Annotated in this window: 25 protein-coding genes; 15 read left to right on the top strand and 10 right to left on the bottom strand. The window is 33.5% G+C overall.

Translation table 11 applies throughout. The annotated features are described in order from the left end of the window. Positions 1-97: 97 nt before the first annotated feature. The 7 genes from AC07XU_RS12695 to AC07XU_RS12665 all read left to right on the top strand — a co-directional run bounded on the left by AC07XU_RS12695 (position 98) and on the right by AC07XU_RS12665 (position 7245). Complete coding sequence (locus AC07XU_RS12695) at positions 98-856, top strand: ROK family protein (RefSeq protein ID WP_494944002.1); 759 nt, start codon at positions 98-100, stop codon at positions 854-856. Continuing rightward, positions 856-1464 carry an HAD family hydrolase gene (locus AC07XU_RS12690; protein WP_494944001.1) on the top strand — a complete coding sequence of 203 codons (609 nt, stop codon included), beginning with the start codon at positions 856-858 and terminating at the stop codon, positions 1462-1464. The genes AC07XU_RS12695 and AC07XU_RS12690 overlap by 1 nt, the downstream gene beginning before the upstream one ends. A 1-nt stretch (position 1465) precedes the next feature. Next, positions 1466-2887, top strand: coding sequence for an NADP-dependent phosphogluconate dehydrogenase (gnd, locus tag AC07XU_RS12685; RefSeq protein WP_494944000.1), 1422 nt, complete (start codon positions 1466-1468; stop codon positions 2885-2887). 60 nt (positions 2888-2947) lie between these two features. Further along, positions 2948-4459, top strand: coding sequence for a glucose-6-phosphate dehydrogenase (gene zwf, locus AC07XU_RS12680; protein ID WP_494943999.1), 1512 nt, complete (start codon positions 2948-2950; stop codon positions 4457-4459). A gap of 99 nt (positions 4460-4558) precedes the next feature. Continuing rightward, positions 4559-5281: a 6-phosphogluconolactonase gene (gene pgl, locus AC07XU_RS12675; protein WP_494943998.1), complete on the top strand. Its 723-nt coding sequence runs from the start codon at positions 4559-4561 to the stop codon at positions 5279-5281. A gap of 146 nt (positions 5282-5427) precedes the next feature. Next, the gene (locus AC07XU_RS12670; protein ID WP_494943997.1) at positions 5428-6633 is read left to right on the top strand and encodes an ATP-binding protein; all 1206 of its coding nucleotides are present in this window, start codon (positions 5428-5430) and stop codon (positions 6631-6633) included. Between the two features lie 3 nt (positions 6634-6636). Next, positions 6637-7245, top strand: coding sequence for an alpha-ketoglutarate-dependent dioxygenase AlkB family protein (locus AC07XU_RS12665; RefSeq protein WP_494943996.1), 609 nt, complete (start codon positions 6637-6639; stop codon positions 7243-7245). A 99-nt stretch (positions 7246-7344) separates the two neighbouring features. Here the strand turns inward: AC07XU_RS12665 and AC07XU_RS12660 are convergent, their stop codons facing one another. The 3 genes from AC07XU_RS12660 to AC07XU_RS12650 all read right to left on the bottom strand — a co-directional run bounded on the left by AC07XU_RS12660 (position 7345) and on the right by AC07XU_RS12650 (position 10992). Further along, entirely contained in the window at positions 7345-8226 is an 882-nt protein-coding gene (locus tag AC07XU_RS12660; RefSeq protein WP_494943995.1) for a Ppx/GppA phosphatase family protein, read from the bottom strand. Between the two features lie 2 nt (positions 8227-8228). Next, on the bottom strand, positions 8229-10286 hold the full coding sequence (gene ppk1, locus AC07XU_RS12655) for a polyphosphate kinase 1 (protein ID WP_494943994.1): 2058 nt from the start codon (positions 10284-10286) through the stop codon (positions 8229-8231). 100 nt (positions 10287-10386) lie between these two features. Beyond that, positions 10387-10992: a hypothetical protein gene (locus AC07XU_RS12650; protein WP_494943993.1), complete on the bottom strand. Its 606-nt coding sequence runs from the start codon at positions 10990-10992 to the stop codon at positions 10387-10389. Positions 10993-11068: 76 nt separating this feature from the next. Between AC07XU_RS12650 and AC07XU_RS12645 the strand changes: the two genes are divergently transcribed. After that, positions 11069-11560: a YajQ family cyclic di-GMP-binding protein gene (locus AC07XU_RS12645; RefSeq protein WP_494943992.1), complete on the top strand. Its 492-nt coding sequence runs from the start codon at positions 11069-11071 to the stop codon at positions 11558-11560. Between the two features lie 82 nt (positions 11561-11642). Continuing rightward, on the top strand, positions 11643-12095 hold the full coding sequence (locus AC07XU_RS12640) for a GNAT family N-acetyltransferase (protein WP_494943991.1): 453 nt from the start codon (positions 11643-11645) through the stop codon (positions 12093-12095). 37 nt (positions 12096-12132) lie between these two features. On the opposite strand, the gene AC07XU_RS12635 is transcribed toward AC07XU_RS12640, so the two are convergent. The 4 genes from AC07XU_RS12635 to AC07XU_RS12620 form a co-directional block, all read right to left on the bottom strand. After that, positions 12133-13095, bottom strand: coding sequence for a glycoside hydrolase family 43 protein (locus tag AC07XU_RS12635; protein WP_494943990.1), 963 nt, complete (start codon positions 13093-13095; stop codon positions 12133-12135). Between the two features lie 131 nt (positions 13096-13226). After that, a complete protein-coding gene (gene rlmF / locus AC07XU_RS12630; protein ID WP_494943989.1) occupies positions 13227-14180 on the bottom strand; it encodes a 23S rRNA (adenine(1618)-N(6))-methyltransferase RlmF in 954 nt (317 codons plus the stop codon). Further along, complete coding sequence (locus tag AC07XU_RS12625) at positions 14180-15493, bottom strand: nicotinamide mononucleotide adenylyltransferase (RefSeq protein ID WP_494943988.1); 1314 nt, start codon at positions 15491-15493, stop codon at positions 14180-14182. The genes rlmF and AC07XU_RS12625 overlap by 1 nt, the downstream gene beginning before the upstream one ends. 205 nt (positions 15494-15698) lie before the next feature. Further along, the gene (locus tag AC07XU_RS12620) at positions 15699-16130 is read right to left on the bottom strand and encodes an Hsp20/alpha crystallin family protein (protein WP_494943987.1); all 432 of its coding nucleotides are present in this window, start codon (positions 16128-16130) and stop codon (positions 15699-15701) included. A gap of 71 nt (positions 16131-16201) precedes the next feature. Here AC07XU_RS12620 and AC07XU_RS12615 point away from each other — a divergent pair, with 71 nt between their 5' ends. Then, a complete protein-coding gene (locus tag AC07XU_RS12615) occupies positions 16202-16687 on the top strand; it encodes an acyl-CoA thioesterase (protein ID WP_494943986.1) in 486 nt (161 codons plus the stop codon). Here the strand turns inward: AC07XU_RS12615 and AC07XU_RS12610 are convergent. After that, positions 16684-17043: a dihydroneopterin aldolase gene (locus tag AC07XU_RS12610; protein WP_494943985.1), complete on the bottom strand. Its 360-nt coding sequence runs from the start codon at positions 17041-17043 to the stop codon at positions 16684-16686. The two genes, AC07XU_RS12615 and AC07XU_RS12610, sit on opposite strands and share 4 nt — an antisense overlap. Positions 17044-17168: 125 nt before the next feature. Here AC07XU_RS12610 and AC07XU_RS12605 point away from each other — a divergent pair, with 125 nt between their 5' ends. From AC07XU_RS12605 to AC07XU_RS12585, 5 genes are read left to right on the top strand one after another with little or no spacing between them, the layout of a single operon-like run. Continuing rightward, a complete protein-coding gene (locus tag AC07XU_RS12605; RefSeq protein ID WP_494943984.1) occupies positions 17169-18359 on the top strand; it encodes an acyl-CoA dehydrogenase family protein in 1191 nt (396 codons plus the stop codon). A gap of 6 nt (positions 18360-18365) precedes the next feature. After that, a complete protein-coding gene (locus AC07XU_RS12600; RefSeq protein WP_494943983.1) occupies positions 18366-18752 on the top strand; it encodes an SRPBCC domain-containing protein in 387 nt (128 codons plus the stop codon). Further along, positions 18752-19108 (top strand): DUF1801 domain-containing protein, encoded by a 357-nt coding sequence (locus AC07XU_RS12595; RefSeq protein WP_494943982.1) that lies wholly within the window; start codon positions 18752-18754, stop codon positions 19106-19108. The genes AC07XU_RS12600 and AC07XU_RS12595 overlap by 1 nt, the downstream gene beginning before the upstream one ends. A 12-nt stretch (positions 19109-19120) precedes the next feature. Next, a complete protein-coding gene (locus AC07XU_RS12590) occupies positions 19121-19909 on the top strand; it encodes a hypothetical protein (protein ID WP_494943981.1) in 789 nt (262 codons plus the stop codon). Positions 19910-19963: 54 nt separating this feature from the next. Then, entirely contained in the window at positions 19964-20176 is a 213-nt protein-coding gene (locus AC07XU_RS12585; RefSeq protein WP_494943980.1) for a hypothetical protein, read from the top strand. Between the two features lie 119 nt (positions 20177-20295). On the opposite strand, the gene lysA is transcribed toward AC07XU_RS12585, so the two are convergent. Together lysA and AC07XU_RS12575 are read right to left on the bottom strand one after the other, a co-directional pair. Further along, positions 20296-21462, bottom strand: a complete 1167-nt coding sequence (gene lysA / locus AC07XU_RS12580; RefSeq protein WP_494943979.1) for a diaminopimelate decarboxylase — start codon at positions 21460-21462, stop codon at positions 20296-20298. 178 nt (positions 21463-21640) lie between these two features. Continuing rightward, positions 21641-22954 carry an aspartate kinase gene (locus tag AC07XU_RS12575; protein WP_494943978.1) on the bottom strand — a complete coding sequence of 438 codons (1314 nt, stop codon included), beginning with the start codon at positions 22952-22954 and terminating at the stop codon, positions 21641-21643. Positions 22955-23043: the final 89 nt, after the last annotated feature.

Here is a 23043-nt window from a genome sequence, read left to right as displayed (position 1 = left end):
CCACAATTAATTACATTAAATATACCTTTAAGCCAACTTAATCCTTGTATTTTTGTTTAATTGATGAATTGAATTCTTCATTATAAAAATAAAGCTTATGCCTACAAAAACAAAGGTTCCACAAGGTGATATTTTATCAATAGACATTGGCGGCACCAATATAAAATCCTGCTTATTAAGTCCGAAGGGAAAATTATTAACAGATTTTAAAAAAACACCTACTCCTAAAAACTCAACACCAGAAGAGATTTTAAAATCAATAAAAAAATTATGTGCCGATTTTAAAAAATTTGAGAAGGTATCAATCGGCTTTCCAGGTTATGTAAAAAAAGGAATAGTAGAAACTGCACCTAATTTAGCTGAAAATAAATGGTTAAACGTAGATTTAGCGCAGCAAGTTGCAGACATGTTTGGCAAACCTGTTCGCTTAATTAATGATGCAGATCAGCAAGGTTTAGGTATTGTAAGTGGCAAAGGTTTCGAAATTGTATTTACACTAGGAACCGGATTTGGTACTGCACTTTTGTTTGATGGAGAACTTTTACCTCATTTAGAATTGGCACATTTACCAGTAAGCAAAACCGAAGATTTTGATGAATTTATTGGTGATAGAGGTTTTCATAAAGTTGGTAAAAAGAAATGGAATAAGCGTTTACAATATATCATCGAGATTTACAAAACTGTTTTTAATTATGATAAGCTTTACATCGGCGGAGGTAATTCCAACGAAATTAGTTTTGATTTAGATAAGAACATTAAATTAGTATCAAATAAAGATGGAATAAAAGGTGGCGCTAAATTATGGCTTGCTAAAGAAAAATACCATGTGTTCACCGTACATCCGAAGAAAAAATAATGAGCAACATCAAATTACTTTTTTTAGACATTGGTGGAGTTTTACTGAGCGATGGTTGGAATCATTCATCAAGAAAAGAGGCGATTGAAAAGTTTAAGCTTGATCCAATTCAGTTTCCAAAAGATCATGCTGTTGCATTTGGTTTATTTGAAAATGGCAAACTTACTTTAGATCAATACCTAGAAGCGGTTATCTTTAATGTAGAAAGAGATTTTAGTAAACAAGAGTTTGCTGATTTTATGTTCAGTAAATCGACACAATTGCCAGGATTTTTACCTTGGCTAATCAATTTTAAAAAGGAAACAGGTATAAAAATCTTCTCTATTAATAACGAAGGCAAAGAGTTTAACGATTACCGTATTAAGCACTTTAAGCTTCACGATTGTTTTGATGCATTCGTCTCGTCTTGCGAAGTGGGTTTTTCGAAACCAGACCCTTCTATTTTTAAACTGGCCTTGGGCATAGCGCAAGAAGATCCTCAACGCTGTTTGTATTTTGATGATAGGGCAATTCACGTGGCTATAGCAAAGCAGATGGGTTTAAATGCACATGTGCATGAGAGCTTCGAGAAAAGTAAATCAATTTTAGAAAGTTTAATAAAAGCATAAAATGAATAAAGAAAATCAAGCAAAATTTGCCTTTGGGATGGTGGGTTTAGGTACCATGGGAAGGAATTTATTGCTAAATATGGCAGATAACGGTTTTGCAGTTACTGGCTACGACAAAAGCGAAAAAATGCTTCAAATTTTTGAAGAAGAAGGCAAAAAGCATAACCTAAAAGGATTTGCAGATATTAATCAGTTTGTTGATAGTCTTCAATCGCCTCGCACCATCATTCTTTTAGTACCAGCAGGTGCAATTGTAGACAGTGTAATTGAAGAATTACGGCCACTACTTTCAAATGGAGATATCATCATTGATAGTGGAAACTCTTATTTCGCCGATACCAGCAGAAGATATTTAGAGCTAAAGGATAAAGGCATTCATTTTTTCGGGATGGGAATTTCTGGTGGTGAAGAAGGAGCTCGTTTTGGCCCAAGTATGATGCCAGGTGGCGATAAAGAAGCTTATGCAGTTGTAAAAGATATGCTAGAAGCAGTTTCTGCTAAAGTTAATGGCGATCCATGTGTAACCTACATTGGTGCCGGTGCATCTGGTCACTTTGTAAAAATGACCCACAATGGTATAGAATATGCCATTATGCAGTTATTGGCCGAAGCTTATGAAATTATGAAAAACGGATTGGATTATGACAATGATCAAATTCAGCAAGTTTTTGAAAAATGGAATAATGGAAGATTAAAATCATTTTTAATGGATATTACCAAAGATGTTTTCTTATTTAAGGATGTGAAAACTGGTAATTTATTGGTTGATGAAATTAAAGATGAAGCAAAATCTAAAGGAACGGGTAAGTGGACATCGCAAGTTGCTATGGATGTAGAAATGCCAATACCAACTATTGATGCAGCAGTTTCTACTAGAAATTTATCTAAACTTAAAAAATTAAGAGTTGAGTTAAATGAAGCATTTGGACCAACAGAAAAAATAGAAGCTGATGCGAGTTTTATTGATGATTTAGAAGAAGCATTTTATTTTGCAATGGCAAATGCCTACGCACAAGGAATGCACTTATTGTGGAAAGCATCTATTGATTATGAATACGGCTTAAATATGTCAGAAATTGCTAAAATTTGGCGTGGTGGATGTATCATTAGAGCAGAGTTTTTAGAAGACATTTATCAAGCTTATAAAAAACAGCCTGATTTACAGCATCTTTTTTCTGACCAGAATGTACAAGCGAAAATTAAACAGAGCTTAAAAGGTACAAGAAATGTAGTTTCATCTTCAATTAATGCAGGCTTGGCTATCCCTTGTTTTGCTGCTGCTTTAACTTATTTCGATACTTTAAAAACAGGCAGAATGCCATCTAATTTAACTCAGGCACAAAGAGACTTTTTTGGCGCTCATACTTTCGAGAGAATTGATAGCGAAGGTGTATTTCACGCTGATTGGAACAAAAATTTATAATTAAATACATACCCTTTTACACTGAGCAAAGCTCAACAAATGAATACAAATTCATAAATCATGAAAAAAAAGAGTAATCTTCATCCTACTATTTTTGTAATTTTTGGCGGTACTGGCGACTTAAACAAAAGAAAACTAGCCCCAGCTTTATATAACTTATACACAGAAGGTTATATGCCAGAAAAATATTCGATTATTGGTACGGGAAGAACTTCGTTTACGGATAAAAAATACCAAGAAGAAATTTTAAGTAGCGTTAACCAATTCTCTAGAAATGGAAAAGTAAATAAAGAGCAATGGGCTGAATTTGAGCCTAACGTTCATTATTCTTCTGTTGATATAAGTGATCCAAAAACTTTTGAAAACCTAAAAAAAGAAATAGAAAAATATCAGGATGAATTTGGCGAAAATACCCAGGTAATTTACTATTTGGCTGTGGCTCCAAACTTTTTTCCGCTAATTGCAGAATGTTTAAAAAAATATAAGTTAACCGAAGATGAAGATAACAGCCGCATCGTTATCGAAAAGCCTTTTGGTCATGATTTAGAAACTGCAAAAGAATTAAACCAACTACTAAGTGGAATTTTCACCGAAAAACAAATCTATCGTATAGATCATTATCTGGGTAAAGAAACCGTACAAAACATGATGGCTTTCCGCTTTGCGAATTCGTTATTTGAGCCATTATGGAACAGAAACCACATTGAACATGTGCAAATTTCGGTAACTGAACAATTGGGCGTTGGAGATAGAGGTGGCTATTATGAAGGCGCTGGTGCTTTGAGAGATATGATCCAAAATCACCTGTTGCAATTGTTATGTTTGGTTGGCATGGAAACTCCAATAAACTACGATGCGGATGAAATTAGGCACAGAAAAGTTGAGGTTTTAAAGGCAATGCGCCCTTTTAAGCCAGAAGAAATAAGTGCCAATGCTGTTCGCGGACAATACAGCAAAGGTTGGGTAGAGGGCAAAGAAGTACCAAGTTACAGAACTGAAAAAGGGGTTGATAAAAATTCAAATACCGAAACTTTTGCAGCTGTTAAGTTTTTTATCGACAATTGGCGTTGGCAGGGTGTTCCGTTTTATTTAAGAACAGGAAAACGACTAAATCAAACCTCATCAATTATAACCATTCAGTTTAAAGATGTGCCACACCACATATTTTCTGCTGGAGCAACCGAAACTTGGACACAAAACCGTTTAATCATCAGCATACAGCCAGAAATGAGCATTCGTTTACAAGTTCAAGCTAAAAGACCTGGTTTAAAAATGGTATTAAATCCTGTTGATATGGTTTTTGATTATAAAGGGACCTATGATACAGATACTCCAGAAGCTTATGAAACTTTGCTTTTAGATGTGATGAACGGCGACCAAACATTATTTATGCGAGGCGACCAAGTAGAGGCAGCATGGGAATTGGTAATGCCTATTATTAATACTTGGGAAAGTAAAAAATCGCTGAACTTCCCTAATTATGCAGCAGATAGTTGGGGACCAGAAGAAGCCGAAGCACTAATTGCAAGAGATGGTTTCCACTGGTTTACCTTACCATTAAAAGATAAATAACAAATACATAAACCGTCGTTGCGATCAGCAGAAGCAATCTTTCCTATTAGATAGATTGCTTCGTTGTTTGAACTCTCGCAATTATGAAAAATTAAAAATATGAACCTACTCATCTATAAAACAGTCGACGAACTGAATAAAGATTTAGCCGATTACATTATCAAAATAGCAGAAATGTCTATAGAAGAAGATGATAAATTTGATTTTGTACTTACTGGTGGAAGTTCTCCTAAAGCATTGTATCAGTATTTAGCTACCGAATGCCTGCATAGAATTGACTGGGAAAAAGTATATTTCTTCTTTGGTGATGAAAGAAATGTGGCATCAACCGATGAAAATTACAATGGCTTAATGGCAAAAAAAACTTTGCTAGATCCTTTAGGTATTAAAGAAGATCATATTTTCTATGTAAATACTTCTTTGGCGCCAGAAGATGCTGCCGCTGATTATAAAAAAGCTATAGACAAACATTTTAAACATCAAGAAATTAACTTCGATTTAATTTTATTGGGCATGGGCGATGATGCACACACAGCTTCAATTTTTCCGGGTACAGATTTAGTAGAAAATAATAAGGCTACAGTTGCGGCTGTTTATGTAGAAAAGTTAAATACACATCGCATTAGCTTAACTGCACCATTAATTAACCAAGCAGATCATGTTGCATTTTTAGTTTTTGGCGAAAACAAAGCTGAAGCAACTAAACATGTAATTGGCGATGAAGAGAAAGATTTTAGCAAATATCCTGCTCAATTAATTAACCCAGTTGATGGAAAATTGACGTGGTTTACAGATGAGGCGGCTACAAGTTTATTAAGCTAACCATTTATTTCGTCTATTTATGTAGCAAACTTTATGAAATTGGCAGAGCTAAAAAATATTTTTTTTCGATATCATCCATTACTAACATACAATATTGTTGTTTGGTAACAAACAATATCTTATATTTGTAATGAAAGATAACCTTCATGTTGTTAGAAGCTCAAATAGCCAACGTTTTAGATTCCCAAAATGAAACTTTTGTAAATAAAAATTCGGGTTTACAAAGGTATAAACTACTTGACTTAAAAATTACTGAAAATTTTGCTTTAATCATTACTGGAATTAGAAGATGCGGGAAAAGTACGCTTCTTCTACAATTATTGAAAGAAGAAAAAAACGATGCTCTTTTTATAAATTTTGAAGACACACGGTTAGTAGGATTTGAAAATGATGACTTTACAAGATTAATAGCTGAAATAAAAAGAAGAAAGGTAAAAATCTTATTTTTTGATGAAATACAGCTAGTAGAAAATTGGGAGTTATTTGTGAGGCAAATGCTTGATGAAGATTATAAGGTGGTTATAACAGGTTCAAATGCGACACTCTTAAGTAAAGAATTAGGAACAAAGTTAACTGGACGACATTTATCAACTGAATTATTTCCATTTTCTTATCAAGAATTTTTATCGTTTAAACAATTAGAAAACTCTTCAAATTCATTACAAGAATATTTACAAAAGGGAGGATTTCCTGAATTCCTGAAAACAGATAATGGAATAATTCTTAATCAGCTTTTAGAAGATATTTTGAATAGAGATATTGCTGTGAGATACGGTGTAAGAGATGTATTAACATTAAAAAAATTAGCAACATACCTTATTTCTAATATTGGTAAATTAGTTTCAGGAAATAATTTAAAAGAATTGTTTGATATAAAATCTACCTCAACAATATTAGAATTTTTCTCCTATCTAGAAAATGCTTACATCATTCAATTTTTACCTAAGTTTAGTTACTCTTTAAAAAAACAAATAAGAAACCCTAAAAAAGTATATGCTATTGATTTAGGATTCTTTAGTCAAAACTCTATAATCTTTTCTGATGAAAACGGAAGACGTTTAGAAAATGCAGTATATCTATATTTAAGACAAAAATATAAGGAAATATATTATTTTCAGGAAAAAAAAGAATGTGATTTTGTTGTAGTAGAAAAAGGAAAAGCGGTAGAATTAATTCAAGTATGTTATGAGTTAAACACGCAGAATATGGAAAGAGAAATGAACGGGTTAATGGAAGCAATGGATTTTTTTGATATGCAAACTGGTAAAATCATAAGTTTTAATCAAAAGGAGACGTTTAATAAAGCAGGCAAAACAATATATGTTTTACCTGCAAATGAGTTGATGAGCTAGATCATGGACCTATTCAACTCCTCACCTCCTCAAAGTATCAATCTACTCCCATTTGATGGAACGGTGAATTACTATGGAAAGCTAATGCCACAGCAACAAGCGAATTGTTATTATGATTGCTTGATGAATAATATTGAGTGGAAAAATGATGAAGCAGTTATTTTTGGAAAACACATTACTACCAAACGCAAAGTTGCTTGGTATGGCGATCAACCTTTTGAATATACCTACTCAAATATCACAAAAAGTGCCTTGCCATGGAATAAGGAATTATTAGAGTTAAAATCATTAGCAGAAAAAAATTCTGGCGAGAACTATAACTCTTGTTTACTAAACCTCTACCATAGTGGTGATGAAGGTATGGCTTGGCACAGCGATGGAGAAAAGGACTTGAAGAAAAACGGTGCAATTGCCTCTTTAAGTTTTGGCGCAGAGCGGAAATTTGCTTTTAAACACAAGCAAAGCAAACAAACAATTTCTCTACTATTAGAAAATGGTAGCTTATTGGTAATGAAAGATGAAACCCAAACCCATTGGCTGCATCGTTTACCTCCAACAAAGTTGATAAACAAACCTAGGATCAACTTGACTTTTAGAACGATTGTTGTATAGTTTTTTAGCGTCATTGCCAGCTTGACTGGCAATCGTAATGCTATAAAAATGCTGTTCATGTTTCGCTTTAAGATTCCCGTTTTCACGGGAATGACGAAACTATACTACCAAATTCTCTTCAATCAATAAATTGATAATCCCATCAACCATACCAACTTTAGGCACATAAATTTGTTTAATACCTGCCCATTTCATCAAGGTTAAATAAATTTCGCAAGCCGGTATAATTACATCTGCCCTATCTTGGTTCAATTTCATCAAGGTAATACGCTCTTTTAGCGAGTAAGAATTTAACTCATTGTACATTGCGTTAAGCTTTGCAAAATTTAAAGGCATATCTTCCTTTTCGCCAGACATACGGAATAACTTATTGATATTTCCGCCAGTTCCGATACCTGCTAAATGTTTTAAATCTTTGGTATAAGTTTTAACCCATTCTCTCATTTCATCCCAAGTTTCATCTTTATCTTGGTTATCTAAAATCCGGATGGTACCGATATTAAAAGATTTGGAAGCTAATGGCTGCTTGTTTACAAATACAGAAAGTTCGGTACTACCGCCACCTACATCAATGTACAAATAACTTTTGTTGGCATCTAAATTTTGTTCGATATGGTTGGAGTAAATGATATTTGCTTCTCGCTGACCTTCAATTATTTCTAAATCGATATTAGCCAGCTTTTTTAGCTTTTTAATTATGTCTTTTCCATTTTCAGCCTCACGCATAGCGGATGTAGCGCAAGCTAAATAATGTGTAACCTGATAAACATCCATCAAATTTTTAAAGGCAGTCATGGTTTTAACCAAATCTTCAACCTTTTTTGGAGATATTTTATGATCCAAGAAAGCATCATCGCCCAATCTTAGCGGCACGCGAACCAGGGTATTTTTTTTAAATCCATAGCCCTTATCGTTATGGGTAATATCGGCAATTAGCAAGCGAACAGCGTTAGAGCCTACGTCTATAGCGGCATATCTCATCCTTATTGATGTTTGTTTTTTAAATAGTTATACGTTTGAATTTGTGCCCTAACTTTAGTGCTTAATCTGTTTCTATGGTATTTATTGTTGTTTAAATGATTGATATCTCTTGCCTTAACATTGTCTTGCAGCTGAAAATCAATAATATCCTTAATTTCTTGTCTAACTTCATCATCTAAAACAGGAAATCCAACCTCCACCCTGTGCTCAAAATTTCGGCTCATTAAATCTGCAGATGAAAGAAACATTTCTTCTTTGCCATTATTTCCAAATATAAAAACCCTGGCATGCTCTAAAAATTTATCGATAATACTGATCACGGTTATATTCTCACTAAAACCAACAACGCCAGGAACCAAACAGCAAATCCCTCTAACAATTAATTTGATTTTTACCCCAGCATTGCTCGCATCATACAATTTCTCTACAATACCTTCATCAGCCAAGCTATTTACCTTTAAAATCATGTAAGCAGGTTTACCACTTTTTGCAATTTTTATTTCCCGCTCTATTAGTCCGTATATTTTGTTTCTAGACTCAAGTGGCGATACAATTAAATGCTTAAAACCCTTAACCACTGTTCTTTTGTTAAGTGCATTAAAGAGTTTTAATAAATCTGCTGTGATTTCTTTTTTAGCGGTGAAAATACTATGGTCGCAATAAATTCTGGCTGTTTTTTCGTTAAAATTACCTGTAGCTAGGTTAGCGTAATAAACTGCCTTTCGCTTTTCTATGCGTTTAACTAAACAAATTTTAGAGTGAACTTTGTAATCAGTTAAGCCATAATTTACGTTCACCCCTTCTTCCATTAGCCTGTTTGTCCAAAAGATATTTGCTTGCTCATCAAACCTAGCTTTTAACTCTACCACACAATTTACTTTTTTACCGTTTTTAACAGCGTTGATGAGTGCATTCACCACTTTCGAATTTTCTGCCAAACGGTAAAGCGTTATATTTATTTCTACAACTTTTGGATCGATGGCTGCCTCACGTAAAAATAAAATAATGTAATCGTAAGATTGATAAGGTAAATTAACCAAGTAATCTTTTTCTGCCAGTTTATTAAAAATACTTTCAGTTCTGTGTAAACCCTTTACCTTTAAAGGCACACTTGGTGGATATTCTAAATCTTTACTACCCACATTAGGAAAAGCAATAAAATCACCAAAACGATGGTATCTATTACCAGGAATTAAACCCTCAGCTTCTATTTTGAGTTTGGTAACCAAAACGCCCAACATTTCAAAAGGCATAGCGGTATCATACAATAAACGCATTGGTTTACCTTTTTTACGCTTGTCTAAACTGGTTTTAAGTTCCTCAATAAATTTATCACTAACATTTTTATCAATATCTAGTTCTGCATCTCTGGTTAATTGAATAGAAAAGGCTTCGATCTGATCGTAATTAAAAACGTAAAAAATATCGTCTAAGCAATATTTGATTATGTCTTCTGCTAAAATGATAAACTTAAGCTCATTTGTTTCTGGCAATACCAAAAACCTAGGTAAAAGAACAGGCAATTCTACCAAAGCAAATTTTTCACTTTTTTTATTGCCCTTTTTGGATAAGCGAACAAAGAAATATAGACGCCTATCTTTTAACTCTGGAAAAGGCTTATCTAAATCGATAAGAATTGGAACAAGGTTAGACAAAATTTTATCTCTAAAATGTTCTCTTACAAAGCCTCCACGAGCAACGTTAAGCTGAGTATCATTTAAAATAAATATTTTGTTTTTAGCTAAACCGTTTATAAAAATATCTTGAAAAAGACTTTCGAACTTACGCTCATGCTTTACAACAACATTTTTAATTTCGTTTAAAACCTTTTTGGCGTTAAAACCGAGTAGCTCTTTTGTTTTATCATTTAGGTTAACCAGCCTACTTAAAGTGGCTACCCTTACCCTATAAAACTCTTCTAAGTTTGATGAAAAAATTGATAAAAACTTTATTCGCTCTATTAATGGGACGGTTTCATCTGCAGCTTCCTGCAAAACACGTTCATTAAAATAAAGCCAACTTAATTCTCTGTTTAAGAATGGGAGTTTTTTCTTTGGCATGTATAATCAAAAAAATCCTCCAGTTGGAGGATTTTCAAATCTGCAAATTTTAAAGTTAATTTAGTGTTAAATTAAAGCTAATTCATCAAAAATTAACGATTTACTTTTTAGTTTCTGCTTTAACTGTTGTATTGGCTTTAGCAGGAATTCCCTTATTAGCGACTTTTTTAACAGGATTATTTGTTACTGCCTTAACTACCGACTTTTTTGCTGTAGCTGCACTAGCTGAAACAGCTTTATCTGCTTTAGCAGCTGTGGCTTTAGTAGCGGTAACAGCCTTTTTAACTGGCGATTTTTTTACAGGTGTTGCAGGTGCTTTAACAGGCTCAACTTTAACACTTGTAGCAACCGGCTTGGCTTTTTTAACTGCTTTTTTTACCACTTTAGTTACTGATTTATCAACCTTTTTCATCAATTTAGAAGCATCTTTTTTAGCCAATTTTAACTTTTTAGGTGCCTCTTTTTTAGTTGATGAAGTTACATCTTCAATTTTATCTTCTACCACAGATTTAACCTCTTGAAACTTTTTAGAAAGTTTTTTAGCAGCTGCCTTACTCATTTTAGCAATATCTTCAGCAATTAATTCGGCGTTATGGCCTAAACCTTTTACTGCTTCTAAAAACTTATCGGTTAAACTTTGTTCTATTTGTTTTTTAACCGCTTTTTTAGTGGTTTTGTTTGTTACTTTACTTTTATTGGTTTTCATAATTATTTTAGCGTTTTTTGTAGGGGTAATTATATTTTACTAAATCTATTAATTTTTAATCATTTAATTTAAAATCATGCCATCTTTCGATATTGTAAGCAAAGTAGATGCTCAAACTTTAGATAATGCCATCAACAATGCAAAAAAAGAAATTTTAAATCGTTTCGATTTTAATGGCTCTAAAAGCACAATAGAATTGGATAAAAAGACAAATTCTATAACCGTTGTAACTGAAGATGATATGCGTTTAAAAGCCATTACCGATTCAATTATTTCTCGTATGATGAAACAAAATTTAGACCCAAAAAGTTTGGATTTCGGAAAAGAACATGCCGCTTCTGGAAATATGATCAGAAAAGAGATCAATATTAAGGAAGGTATTGATAAAGAGGCCGCTAAGAAAATTGTTGCTAAAATTAAAGATAGCAAAATAAAAGTTCAAGCTTCAATGATGGATGATCAGGTTCGCGTTACAAGTAAAAATATTGATGACTTGCAAAAAGTAATTTCATTGTGCAGAGGCGAAGATTTTGGGCAGCCATTGCAGTTTATAAATATGAGAAATTAGATTAGTTCATTAGCCATTGGTTCATTACGCAAGGAAAATACATTAATGGACGAATGATACTAATGAACCAATGAACTTAAATATGGAAATAAAGGATAACGGTTTTATTTTTTCTGATGATGTTAATTTAGTCGATGTTAAAGCTGTACATCATTATTTAAGTACACAATCCTACTGGGCGAAGGGAATTCCGTTAGCACTCGTACAAAAATCAATTGCCAATTCGCTTTGCTTTGGGATTTATAAGGATGGTAAGCAAGCAGGTTTTGCCCGTTGGGTAACAGACAAAGCGACTTTTGCATACCTATGCGATGTATATGTAGAAAATGATTTTAGAGGATTGGGCTTATCTAAAAAACTGATGTCGTTGATGCTATTTCATCCAGATTTGCAAGGATTAAGAACTTATTATCTTGCAACATTAGATGCACATGGTTTATACAAACAATTTGGTTTTAAGGCTTTAGCTGCACCAGAAAGAAAGATGGAAATTGTTGTAAAGGATATTTATTTAAACGAAAAAGGGAAAATATAAATTAATGCATCTTCCCTTTCCCTTGGTATATATCAAGCTATAATTTGTTTTTCTTCACCCCTTCATTCGTAATCTTAACAGGATTTATCAAACCATCTTTGTCAAAAGTCATCATATCTATACAAGTTACTCGATGATTCCCATCTTTCTCGCCCAATGGTCTTCTGTGATATACAATATACCATAAATCTTTCTTTTTATCGTGTATCACAGAGTGATGTCCCGCTCCTGTTGCAACAGCCGGATCTTGCTTTAGAATTTTTCCTATTCTTTTAAACGGACCTAATGGCGAATCAGCAATGGCATAAGCAACCGAATAATTCGGACCAGTCCAACCACCTTCGCTCCACATAAAGTAATATTTTCCATCTTTCATAAACATAAAAGAACCTTCCACATATCCTTCTGGCGTAATTTCTTTAAAGGTTGATCCATCTTCAAATGGCACAAAACCTGTAAAATCATTGTTCAGCTTTGCGATGTTACAATGAGACCATCCACCATAAATTAAATAAAACTGTCCGTCTTTATCTTTAAAAACAAACTGATCTATCGGCTGTGCCTTATTGTAAAATTTATCGATTAACGGCTTACCCAAATGATCTTTAAACGGGCCTTGAGGTTTATCTGCAACTGCTACCCCAATACCACCAACTTCATTATCGCTTTGTATATCATTTGCACCAAAAAATAAATAATATTTGCCATCTTTTTCAGTTATTGATGGAGCCCACATCGCTTTGTTAGCCCATTTTATTGATGCTGTATCGATAATTCTTTCATGCTTTTTCCAAGTAATTAAATCTTTGGAAGAAAAAGCATCCATAAAAACTTGCTCTTTGTATTTGGCAGAATAAGTTGGATAAACCCAATAAGTTTTACCAAAAATTTGAGCTTCTGGATCTGCATACCAGCCCGGGAAAATAGGATTTCCTGAAGACTGAGCTTGCGATAGCATCGGAAACATCAATAAGAGATAGATAAATCGTTTTAGTTTCATAATGCAATATAAAAAAAATGATTTAATAAATATAAACCGTCATTCCGAGGAACGAAGCAATCCTACAACTATCGCTATTTTTTTACATAACGCTCAGGTCTACTTAGCTACATGAATAACCAAAAATTTAACTACCAACCCTTAACCCAATCTTCTTGCTGCGTTGCATTTAAGAAAGTCCAAGCCACAATACGTGTAATTTTATTACCTGTACTCATTTCACTTGTTCTAATTTCTGCTACTTCTGCCCTATTGAGCATAGCATAAATACTACCTAAGTTTTCACTTTTAGATAATAAACTCGTAAACCAAAAACACTGATTTTTAAATAGTTTACTTTCTGTTATTAACTGCCCTATGAAAGCTACCTCACCACCTTTAGTCCATAATTCGGTGTTTTTACCACCAAAATTTAATATCGGATTAGTGTAATTTTTATGACCTAAGTTTCTATTTTTTCTTTGCGAACCAGCATTTGCTTCTTCTGCAGATGCGTGAAATGGAGGATTGCAAATTGTTAAATCAAACTTTTCTTGCTTATGGATGATGTTATTGAAAACTGCAGATTTTGATGGTTGCAACCTTATCTCAACATTATTCTTTAATGCTGGATTTACCTCAATAATATTTTTTGCTGATTGTACAGCTACGCTATCAATTTCTGAACCTACAAACTGCCAACCGTATTCTCTATTACCGATAATTGGATAAACACAATTGGCGCCAACACCAACATCTAAAACGCTAATTTTTTTCCCTTTCGGGATATTTTGAGCATTACAAGAAGCTAGTAAATCTGCTGCATAATGAATATAATCTGCCCTACCTGGAATTGGTGGACATAAATATCCTGTTGGAATATCCCAAAAATCAATTTGATAGAAATGTTTAAGAAGTGCCTTATTTAAAGTTTTTACTGCATCAGGGTTTGCAAAATCAATAGATTCATTACCATATTTATTTACAAATACAAAATCTTTCAGTTCATTTAAACTTTCAGTTAAAGCCTCAAAATCATACCTAGCTTTATGCTTGTTTCGAGGATGTAAACTGCTTTTTTCTGCTTCTAATTTCTTCTTATCCATTAAGCAGTTTTTACATCATCTTCACTGTAGTCTTTTATATCAGTGATGTAACCATTAAGCAATAAAAAATCGAACAATGGTTTCGCATCATCGGTAACTGGCATATTTGAAGTAGAAACCACAGTATTAGTTTTTTTATCTAAAAACGGATAAGCAAAAAGTTTTACGTTTTGGGTAAACATATCACTTACATAAGCCAAAAGCTGACTTGTATAATTTTCTCCAAAATTTTTAGAATTGAATACGAATTTCAAGTTGTTGATGTTTGTAGAAATACCAACACTTTTAGGCTTGCATCTGCTTAAATATTTTGCTAATCTATTGTGGCGAGTAAAGTTAGAAACGATAACCAAGTTGCCCGTAGCGCACATTTCTTCAGCCCTCAAAGCAACTGCTTCTAAATCAATATCATCTGGAGTTTCTTGATCGTTAGTTAACACATTAGTCAACAGCACTTCAATCATAACCGCTAAATTACCATCTTGAACTTGGTTGGTGCGCTTAAATTGATCGGTTGCTTTGTTAAATAAATTAAAGTTGGGCAATGATTTCTGACCATATTTGGTTCTCAAAATCATAATATCTTTTTTGTAAAGGAGGTCTTTTGCCTGTCTAGGGTGACTATCTTCATCAAAAATTGCGGCTGCAGAAAAATCTTTCATAATTAAATAAAGATTAAGCAACATATTATTCACTCCTTCAAAAGCTGGGCCTTTAACCGATATCAAGTCAATTTCAACAGAGCCTACAGTTAAATTATCAACCAATGATTCTATCATCACCTTTGGTTCATGATAATGATAAAAAGCAGCGTACACTAAATTTACGCCAATAATACCCAAAACACGCTGTTGCATGTTTACATCGGTATCAAACAACCTTACATGAAAAAATATTTCATTTGGTAAACCTCCAGGTTCTGTTTTAAAGCATATACCAACCCAACCATGAGGCTCATTTGTACGTTTAAAATTTAAAGTTGTAACTGTATTTGCAAAGGCGAAAAAGGTACGATGATCGTATTTCTCTCCCTGTAAACGTTCATTAAGTAAACTAAATTCATGCTCAAGCATCCTTAACAATCGGTTTTGACTAACGTATCTGCCCGAAGCTTCCGCTCCATAAATGGCATCACTAAAAGTCATATCATAGGCCGACATGGTTTTAGCAACGGTACCAGCGGCTGCTCCAGCTGTAAAAAAATTACGTGCTACTTCTTGTCCAGCTCCAATTTCGGCAAATGTGCCATAAATTTTTTCGTTCAAATTTATCTTTAGCGCCTTACGCTTGGTATCAAGAATTTCTCTTTCCATGGTGCAAAAGTAACAAATTGGTTCATTAGTTCAATTGTTCATTTACATCATTTGGTTATTAATCATAGGTTCATTAGTCTCATTGGTTGATTGGTTTACTCATCCAGCCAAGTGAACAAATGATACCAATGAACTATATTAAAAGAAAAGGCGACACCTTCGATATCGCCCTTTCAACCTTAAACTTAAACTAAATTAATCATTGTTATGAAACTACAATTTCTTTATGCGTATTTTTTGCTTCATCTTGTTTACCAATGGTGATATTTAAGATCCCATTAACGTACTCAGCACTAATTTTTTCTGCATCAACACCTTCTGGTAAAATAAATGATCTAGCAAAAGATGAGTATTCGAACTCTTTTCTGCTGTAATCTTTTTGAACATTTGCATCAATCTTTTTCTCAGCCCAAACAGAAAGGTTATCTTTCTTTAAATCAATTTTAAAATCTTCTTTACTTAACCCAGGTGCCGCCAACTCAATTTTATACTCGTTTTCATTCTCATAAATGTTCACGTTTGGCACTTTATTTATACCTTGATTTTTATTTAATGCATCGCTAAACAATGAATCAAAAACGTTGTTAAAGTATGGTGCGGTATTTCTGGTTTTGTTGTTAAATTTTACTAAAGTCATTTTTATATCCTCCGTTTTTTATTTTAAATTATAATTGTTCATATTCAAACCTTATTCCAATCCGATAAAATATGTTATTTAAGTCATTTTGGCGCAAAAAAGAAAAATCAACAGACAAAAAGTCAGTAAACTTGAGTAATAAAGACAGTTTTAAGTATAAAACCAGTTTAGAAACACGTTTCGCGGATTTCGATATGATGGGACACGTGAATAATGCTGTATATTTTACCTACATGGAAATGGGACGAACCAAATATTGGGGACACGCCATTAAATGGGATTGGCAAAAAAATGGAGTTGTAATTGGTAACGCTTCTATAGATTACATCAATCCAATATTTATTAACGATAAGATCCACATCTACGTTAAAACATCAAGAATTGGCAATACAAGTTTCGACTTAGAATACTTAATAGTTAAAGAGCAAACTGGCACAGAAGTAATTTGCAGTAGAGGAAAAACCGTTTGTGTTGCTTTTGATTATGCCACAAAAAAACCAACACCAATACCCGAAAAGGAAAAAGAAAAAATGATCAGTTTTGAACAGCTACCTTAAATAGCTTTATAACTTAATTGAACAAATGAACTACCTATTTCTCCTGGCATAGGCGGGTTCATTTTTTTTATACCAACTACAGCTGTTTTTATATAAGGATATTTCGAAATTAGCTCATCAATAATATTTTTAACTACTGTTTCTAATAATTTTTGCGTCTGCTGCATCGCATTGATTATAATTAAATTGATGTCTTCGTAATTTACGGTAACGTTTAAATTCTCCGTATCATTATTCGGTACAAATGTTACCTCAACATCTACAGAAAAATGACTTCCTATGAGTTGTTCTTCTGGATAAAAGCCATGAAAAGCTTTAAATTTCACATCTTTTAAGGCAACAGTTTGTATAAACATTGGGTTTAAATTATTTAAAGTGATATTTCTTGTTTGAAATTAAAATTTAACTCAATTTCATTGGTGATTACACTAAATTATTAACTTTGGAACAATCACTTACATAACCAAATATAGTGTAAAACATGAACAAATCAGCTAAAAAAGACCTTTACGAAGCCCCAGATTATTACCAGTTAGATGAATTATTATCAGAAGAACATCTATTAATCCGTTCTACGGTAAGAGATTGGGTAAAAAAAGAAGTTAGTCCAATTATAGAAGATTATGCACAAAGAGCAGAGTTTCCTAAACATTTAATAAAAGGATTAGGAGAAATTGGTGCATTTGGTCCAACTATACCTGTTGAATATGGTGGCGCAGGATTAGATTATACCGCCTACGGTATCATTATGCAAGAAATTGAACGTGGTGATTCGGGCATTCGCTCTACCGCTTCTGTACAAGGCTCTTTGGTAATGTATCCAATTTACGCTTACGGAACCGAAGAACAACGTAAAAAATATTTACCAAAATTAGCCACAGGCGAAATGATGGGCTGTTTTGGTTTAACCGAGCCAGACCATGGATCTAACCCTGGCGGGATGGTAACCAACATTAAAGACAAAGGCGATCACTATTTGTTAAATGGTGCCAAAATGTGGATTTCGAATGCTCCATTTGCAGATATTGCAGTAGTTTGGGCAAAAGATGAAGAAGGCAAAATACGCGGGCTAATTGTTGAACGTGGGTTGGAAGGATTTTCTACTCCTGAAACGCACAACAAATGGAGTTTAAGAGCATCAGCTACGGGAGAACTGGTATTTGATAATGTGAAAGTTCCTAAAGAAAATATTTTCCCTGACATAAAAGGTTTAAAAGGCCCATTGGGTTGCTTAAACCAAGCTCGTTACGGTATTGCTTGGGGCGCTTTGGGCGCTGCTATGGATTGTTACGATACTGCTTTAAGATATTCAAAAGAACGTATTCAATTTGGCAAGCCAATCGGCGGATTTCAATTACAACAAAAGAAATTGGCAGAAATGGTAACTGAAATTACTAAAGGACAGCTTTTAGTTTGGCGTTTAGGTGTTTTAAAAAGCGAAAACAGAGCAACCGCAGAACAAATTTCTATGGCAAAACGTAACAGTGTTGAAATTGCATTAGATATTGCTCGTAATGCCCGTCAAATGTTAGGCGGAATGGGCATTACTGGTGAATATTCAATCATGAGACACATGATGAACCTTGAATCTGTGGTAACTTACGAAGGAACTCATGATGTTCATTTGTTGATCACCGGTATGGATGTAACTGGTTTAAATGCGTTTAAATAAATCCTGATGAAGAACTATAAAAAATACTTACCCCTACCAGCACCACCAGATGAAGTTTATTTAGCTTTAACTAAAGCGCAAAGCATACAATTATGGACCGGTGCCGAAGTTGAATTTACCGAAGAGCCAGGCACTGAATTCTCTTATTGGGATGGTGATATTGTAGGCAAAAACATAGAATTTGAGTCTAATAAAAAAATTGTTCAGCAATGGTATTTTGGCGAGGGTGGCGAACCTTCAATTGTTACCATCAAATTGCATGAAGACAAAAAAGGAACCTCTTTAGAATTTAATCAGACCAACATACCTGATGAGGATTACAAAGATTTTACAGAAGGCATAGAAGAATACTTTTTAGGAGGATTGGCCGATTTCTTCGAAATTGAATTGTAATGATTAGTGAATTAGACAACTTTTACTTAAAATTTGAGGAACCTACTCAAGGTTGCTTATTAGCTTTAAGAAATCTTATTTTAAAACACAACGAAAATATCACTGCAGAATGGAAGTACAAACTTCCATTTTTTTATTTTAAGGGAAAAATGCTTTGTTATTTGTGGATCCATAAAAAATACAAACAACCGTACATTGGTTTTGTAGATGGTGGACTAATTGATCATCCAGATTTACTAAAAGAAAAAAGAGCTCGAATGAAAATTTTGCTTATAGATACCGAAGCTGATTTGCCAATGGAAAAAATTAATAATATCTTAACCTTAGCAATATATATTTGTACAAATAAGAAATAAATTTTTCTTTTCATGAAATTCAATTACGCTCTTTCTCTATTTGCAATAGCTAGTTTATTTTTAGCTTCTTGTTCTACCCCTTCTTATTTTGTACCGGCACTGGCCGGAAATGACATTTCTTATCTTCCTAAGCCTATGGAATCAGATTCTGTTAAATCGAAGAATTACGTTAGTGCTAGCATAGCTGGTTTATCTTTGCCATATGGCACAGGAGATGTAAATATTGGCTTTTTAAACTTTAGTAGAGGATATACTTTTAAAAACATAAATATTGGTTATGGCGCTTATGGCTTTGCCGGATCTACAAGTTATGACAGTAATTTTTATGGAAATGACAATAAAGTTGAAGGTTTTGTTGGCAAAGGAATTTTTGGCGGTGGTTTAAGATCATCAATTGGCTATTACGACAATGCAGGCAATGCAGAATTTAGAATTTTAAGCTGGGAAAATTCATTAAGTTTTGAGAATGGAAATTATTCGAAATTTAGAAAAGAAGTTTATCAGTTAAATGATCCTGACATTATAACCTCAGGCAAAACTACGTTGTATACAACAGGCATTTCTACTGAAATTATTTGGCATCCCAAAAAAAACATAAATAACCATTATGCATTTAGGTTATTTTATGGTTTTACGCCAGGTTTAAATGAAAGTTTTAATAGAGGCATTTTTGAAGATAAGCCAAAAGGTGGTGCTTTCAATTCTTCAGTTTATTTTAAAATAAGTAAGTTTTATGGGATTTTTGAAACTGGCATCAGCAGAGGCGCTAGTGCAAAATTTAGTTTAGGCTACTCATTTTAATATTCTTCAAACTTTTAAACCTCATCATGTGTTCATCAATTAAAGCAAAAAATTATGGGCAAATCATTTGGTATTGGATTAATTGTACTTGGTATTGTATTGTTAATTTGGACAGGCTTTACATACACCAAAAAAGAAAAAGTAATTGATGCAGGTCCTATTCAGGTTTCTGCAGATAAAGAAAAATCGGTAAACTGGCCACCATATGTTGGCGGCATCGTTTTAATTGCTGGTGTAATTGTTTTTGTTGGTTCAAGGAAGAAGTAAAATGAAATTCGTCATTTCGACAGAGCGCAGCGACGGGAAATCTTTTAAGTAAAATAGTAATTGTATCTATGTAAAAGATTTCTCGATCTCAAAAAGCTTATTTAGAAACGACTATTAGGCTATATATCCTCACTAGAAACCGTAGCAATAGTTTCTCTTAGATTATAATGAGAAGCCATAACCTCTCCGTAAGCTCCAGTACTTCTAATCGCGATTAAATCGTTTCTTAGGGTTTCAGGCAATTCAACTTCTTTACCAAAACAATCGGTACTCTCGCAAATTGGACCAACAACATCGTATTTTGTTGAGATGTTATAAGTGAGATTTGAGATTTGAGAAATATTCTCAATTTTATGATATGCTTGATAAAGCGCTGGTCTCATCAATTCTGTCATCCCTGCATCTAGCACCAAGAAATTTTTCTTCTTTCCATTTTTAACATATAAAACTCTGCTAATCAACGATGAGCATTGACCAACCAAAGCCCTACCCAACTCAAAATGAACTTCTTGATACGGTTTGATTTCCAGAAAATCAGAAAATATTTTAAAGTAAGCTTCAAAATTTGGTATTTGTTGATTTGGATTGTGATAATCAATCCCTAAACCACCACCCACATTTAATATGGTAACTTTAAAACCATGATCTTCGAACCAAGCAGCAAATTCGTTTACGCGAACGCACAGATTTTTATAAACATCTAGATTGGTAATTTGTGAACCAATATGAAAATGAATCCCTATAAATTCCAAATTTGCAGAGATATTCAATACATCGGCACAAGCCTGCATATCCCAAGAGTTTACGCCAAATTTATTTTCATCTAAACCAGTGGTGATGTTTGCATGCGTATTTGCATCAACATTTGGATTTATTCTAATGGCAACCTTCGCAATTTTTTGTTTTTGCTCTGCAAGCTCATTAATTACCGAAAGTTCTTGAACTGATTCAACATTAAAACAGAATATATCTTTATCTAATGCATCATTAATTTCTTTATCAGATTTACCTACGCCCGCAAAAACAACTTTATCATTTTTAAAGCCAACTTCAATCGCTCTGCTTACCTCGCCACCACTTACACAATCTGCTCCAAACCCAACGGCTTCAATTTTCTTTAAAACTATCGGATTAAAGTTTGCTTTCATCGCATAATGCACATGAAACTGATGAGCATCGGCAGCCTTTTTACAAGCGTTTAACGTACTTTCAAGCAAATTTAAATCGTAATAATAAAATGGAGTTTCTAATTTAGAAAAATGTGCTATATCTTTATCGGAAAACATACTCTTGAAATTTCTATTAATAATTTTTTTGGTCTTTATAACCGTGGTTTATATTGGCAATTACATCGACTACAGAAAAGGCAATATTACTCGTGCAGAATTTGAACGAAGAATAAGATTTACCATTCTATTAGCGCTAATTATCATCTTTCTTTATTTCTTCTTTCGGAAAAAATAATTATTCAAATATTCTGTTATGTAAGCTTCTTAAAGCTTCTACTTTATCGTCTGTATTAACCAATAAAGAAATATTGTATGCACTGCCACCGTAAGAGATCATTCTAACCGGTATATGCTTAATAGAGTCTAAAACTTTAGCTGCATAACCATGTTTTTCTGCACCAAAATCGCCCACTACGCAAACAATAGATTGATTTTTATCTATTTCTACAGATCCAAAAGAGTTTAATTCTTTTACTATTTCCTCTAAATTATCAGTAAAATCGATAGTTAATGATACAGCAACTTCAGAAGTTGTAATCATATCGATTGGCGTTTTATATCTTTCGAAAATTTCAAAAATTCTCCTTAAAAAACCATAAGCCAAAAGCATTCGGCTCGACTGGATTTTGATAGCAATAATACCATCTTTAGCAGCAATAGATTTAATTTTACCTTTTTCGCTTTCGGTACTAATCACAGTTCCCAAAGCTTTTGGCTCCATCGTGTTTAACAAACGAACAGGGATTTTATATTTCTGTGCCGGAAAAACCGATTGTGGATGTAAGATTTTTGCACCAAAATAAGCCAACTCAGCAGCTTCATCAAATGACAAATGAGAAATTGGCTTGGTACCTTTTACAATTCTTGGATCATTATTATGCATTCCATCAATGTCAGTCCATATTTGAACCTCTTCTGCTAAAATTGCTGCACCTAACAACGAAGCTGTGTAATCACTTCCGCCTCTGCGCAAATTATCAACTTCGCCAAAGCTGTTTCTGCAAATAAAACCTTGGGTAATAAATAAATTATTGCCTTGATACTGTTCTAAAATTGGCGATAGGTGTTTAGTAGTAAATGGAATATCTGGCTCATTATCCTCATCAATTTTCATAAAATCTAAAGCCGGCAAAAGCACAGATGGTACTCCAATCGATTTTAAATAGATATGATATAAAGTAGTTGACAACAATTCACCTTGCGCCAAAACCACTTTATCTTCCACAGATGTGAATATATCGTTAGCTAACGATTGTAAAAAATTAAAATGATAATCAACAACTTCTTGACCTTGTTCTCTAAAATCGCCTTCTGGCAATAACTCAATCACAAAATCATTGTACTTTTGGTGTAACGCCTTTATTAATGTAGTTGCCTCCTGCTTTTGTTCCTTCAATAATTTAGAAGAAATTTCTACCAAACTATTTGTTGTACCAGACACAGCTGATAAAACTACGATTTGCTCTTCTGCTGGATTGATGATATCCAACAATTTTTTCATGCGCTCTGGGCTACCTACAGACGTACCACCAAATTTTAATATCTTCATTTTATTTTTAGAATGCGTTTTTTTCTTAATATTGTAACGGGGCGTGAAAATAGTGAAAAGACTGCTAAATTTCGCCTAAATGACAAAAT

The sequence above is a fragment of the Pedobacter sp. GW456-11-11-14-TSB4 genome (assembly GCF_059424425.1).
The sequence above is the reverse complement of the archived record's forward strand: the minus strand, read 5'-3'. Positions and strand labels throughout refer to the sequence as shown.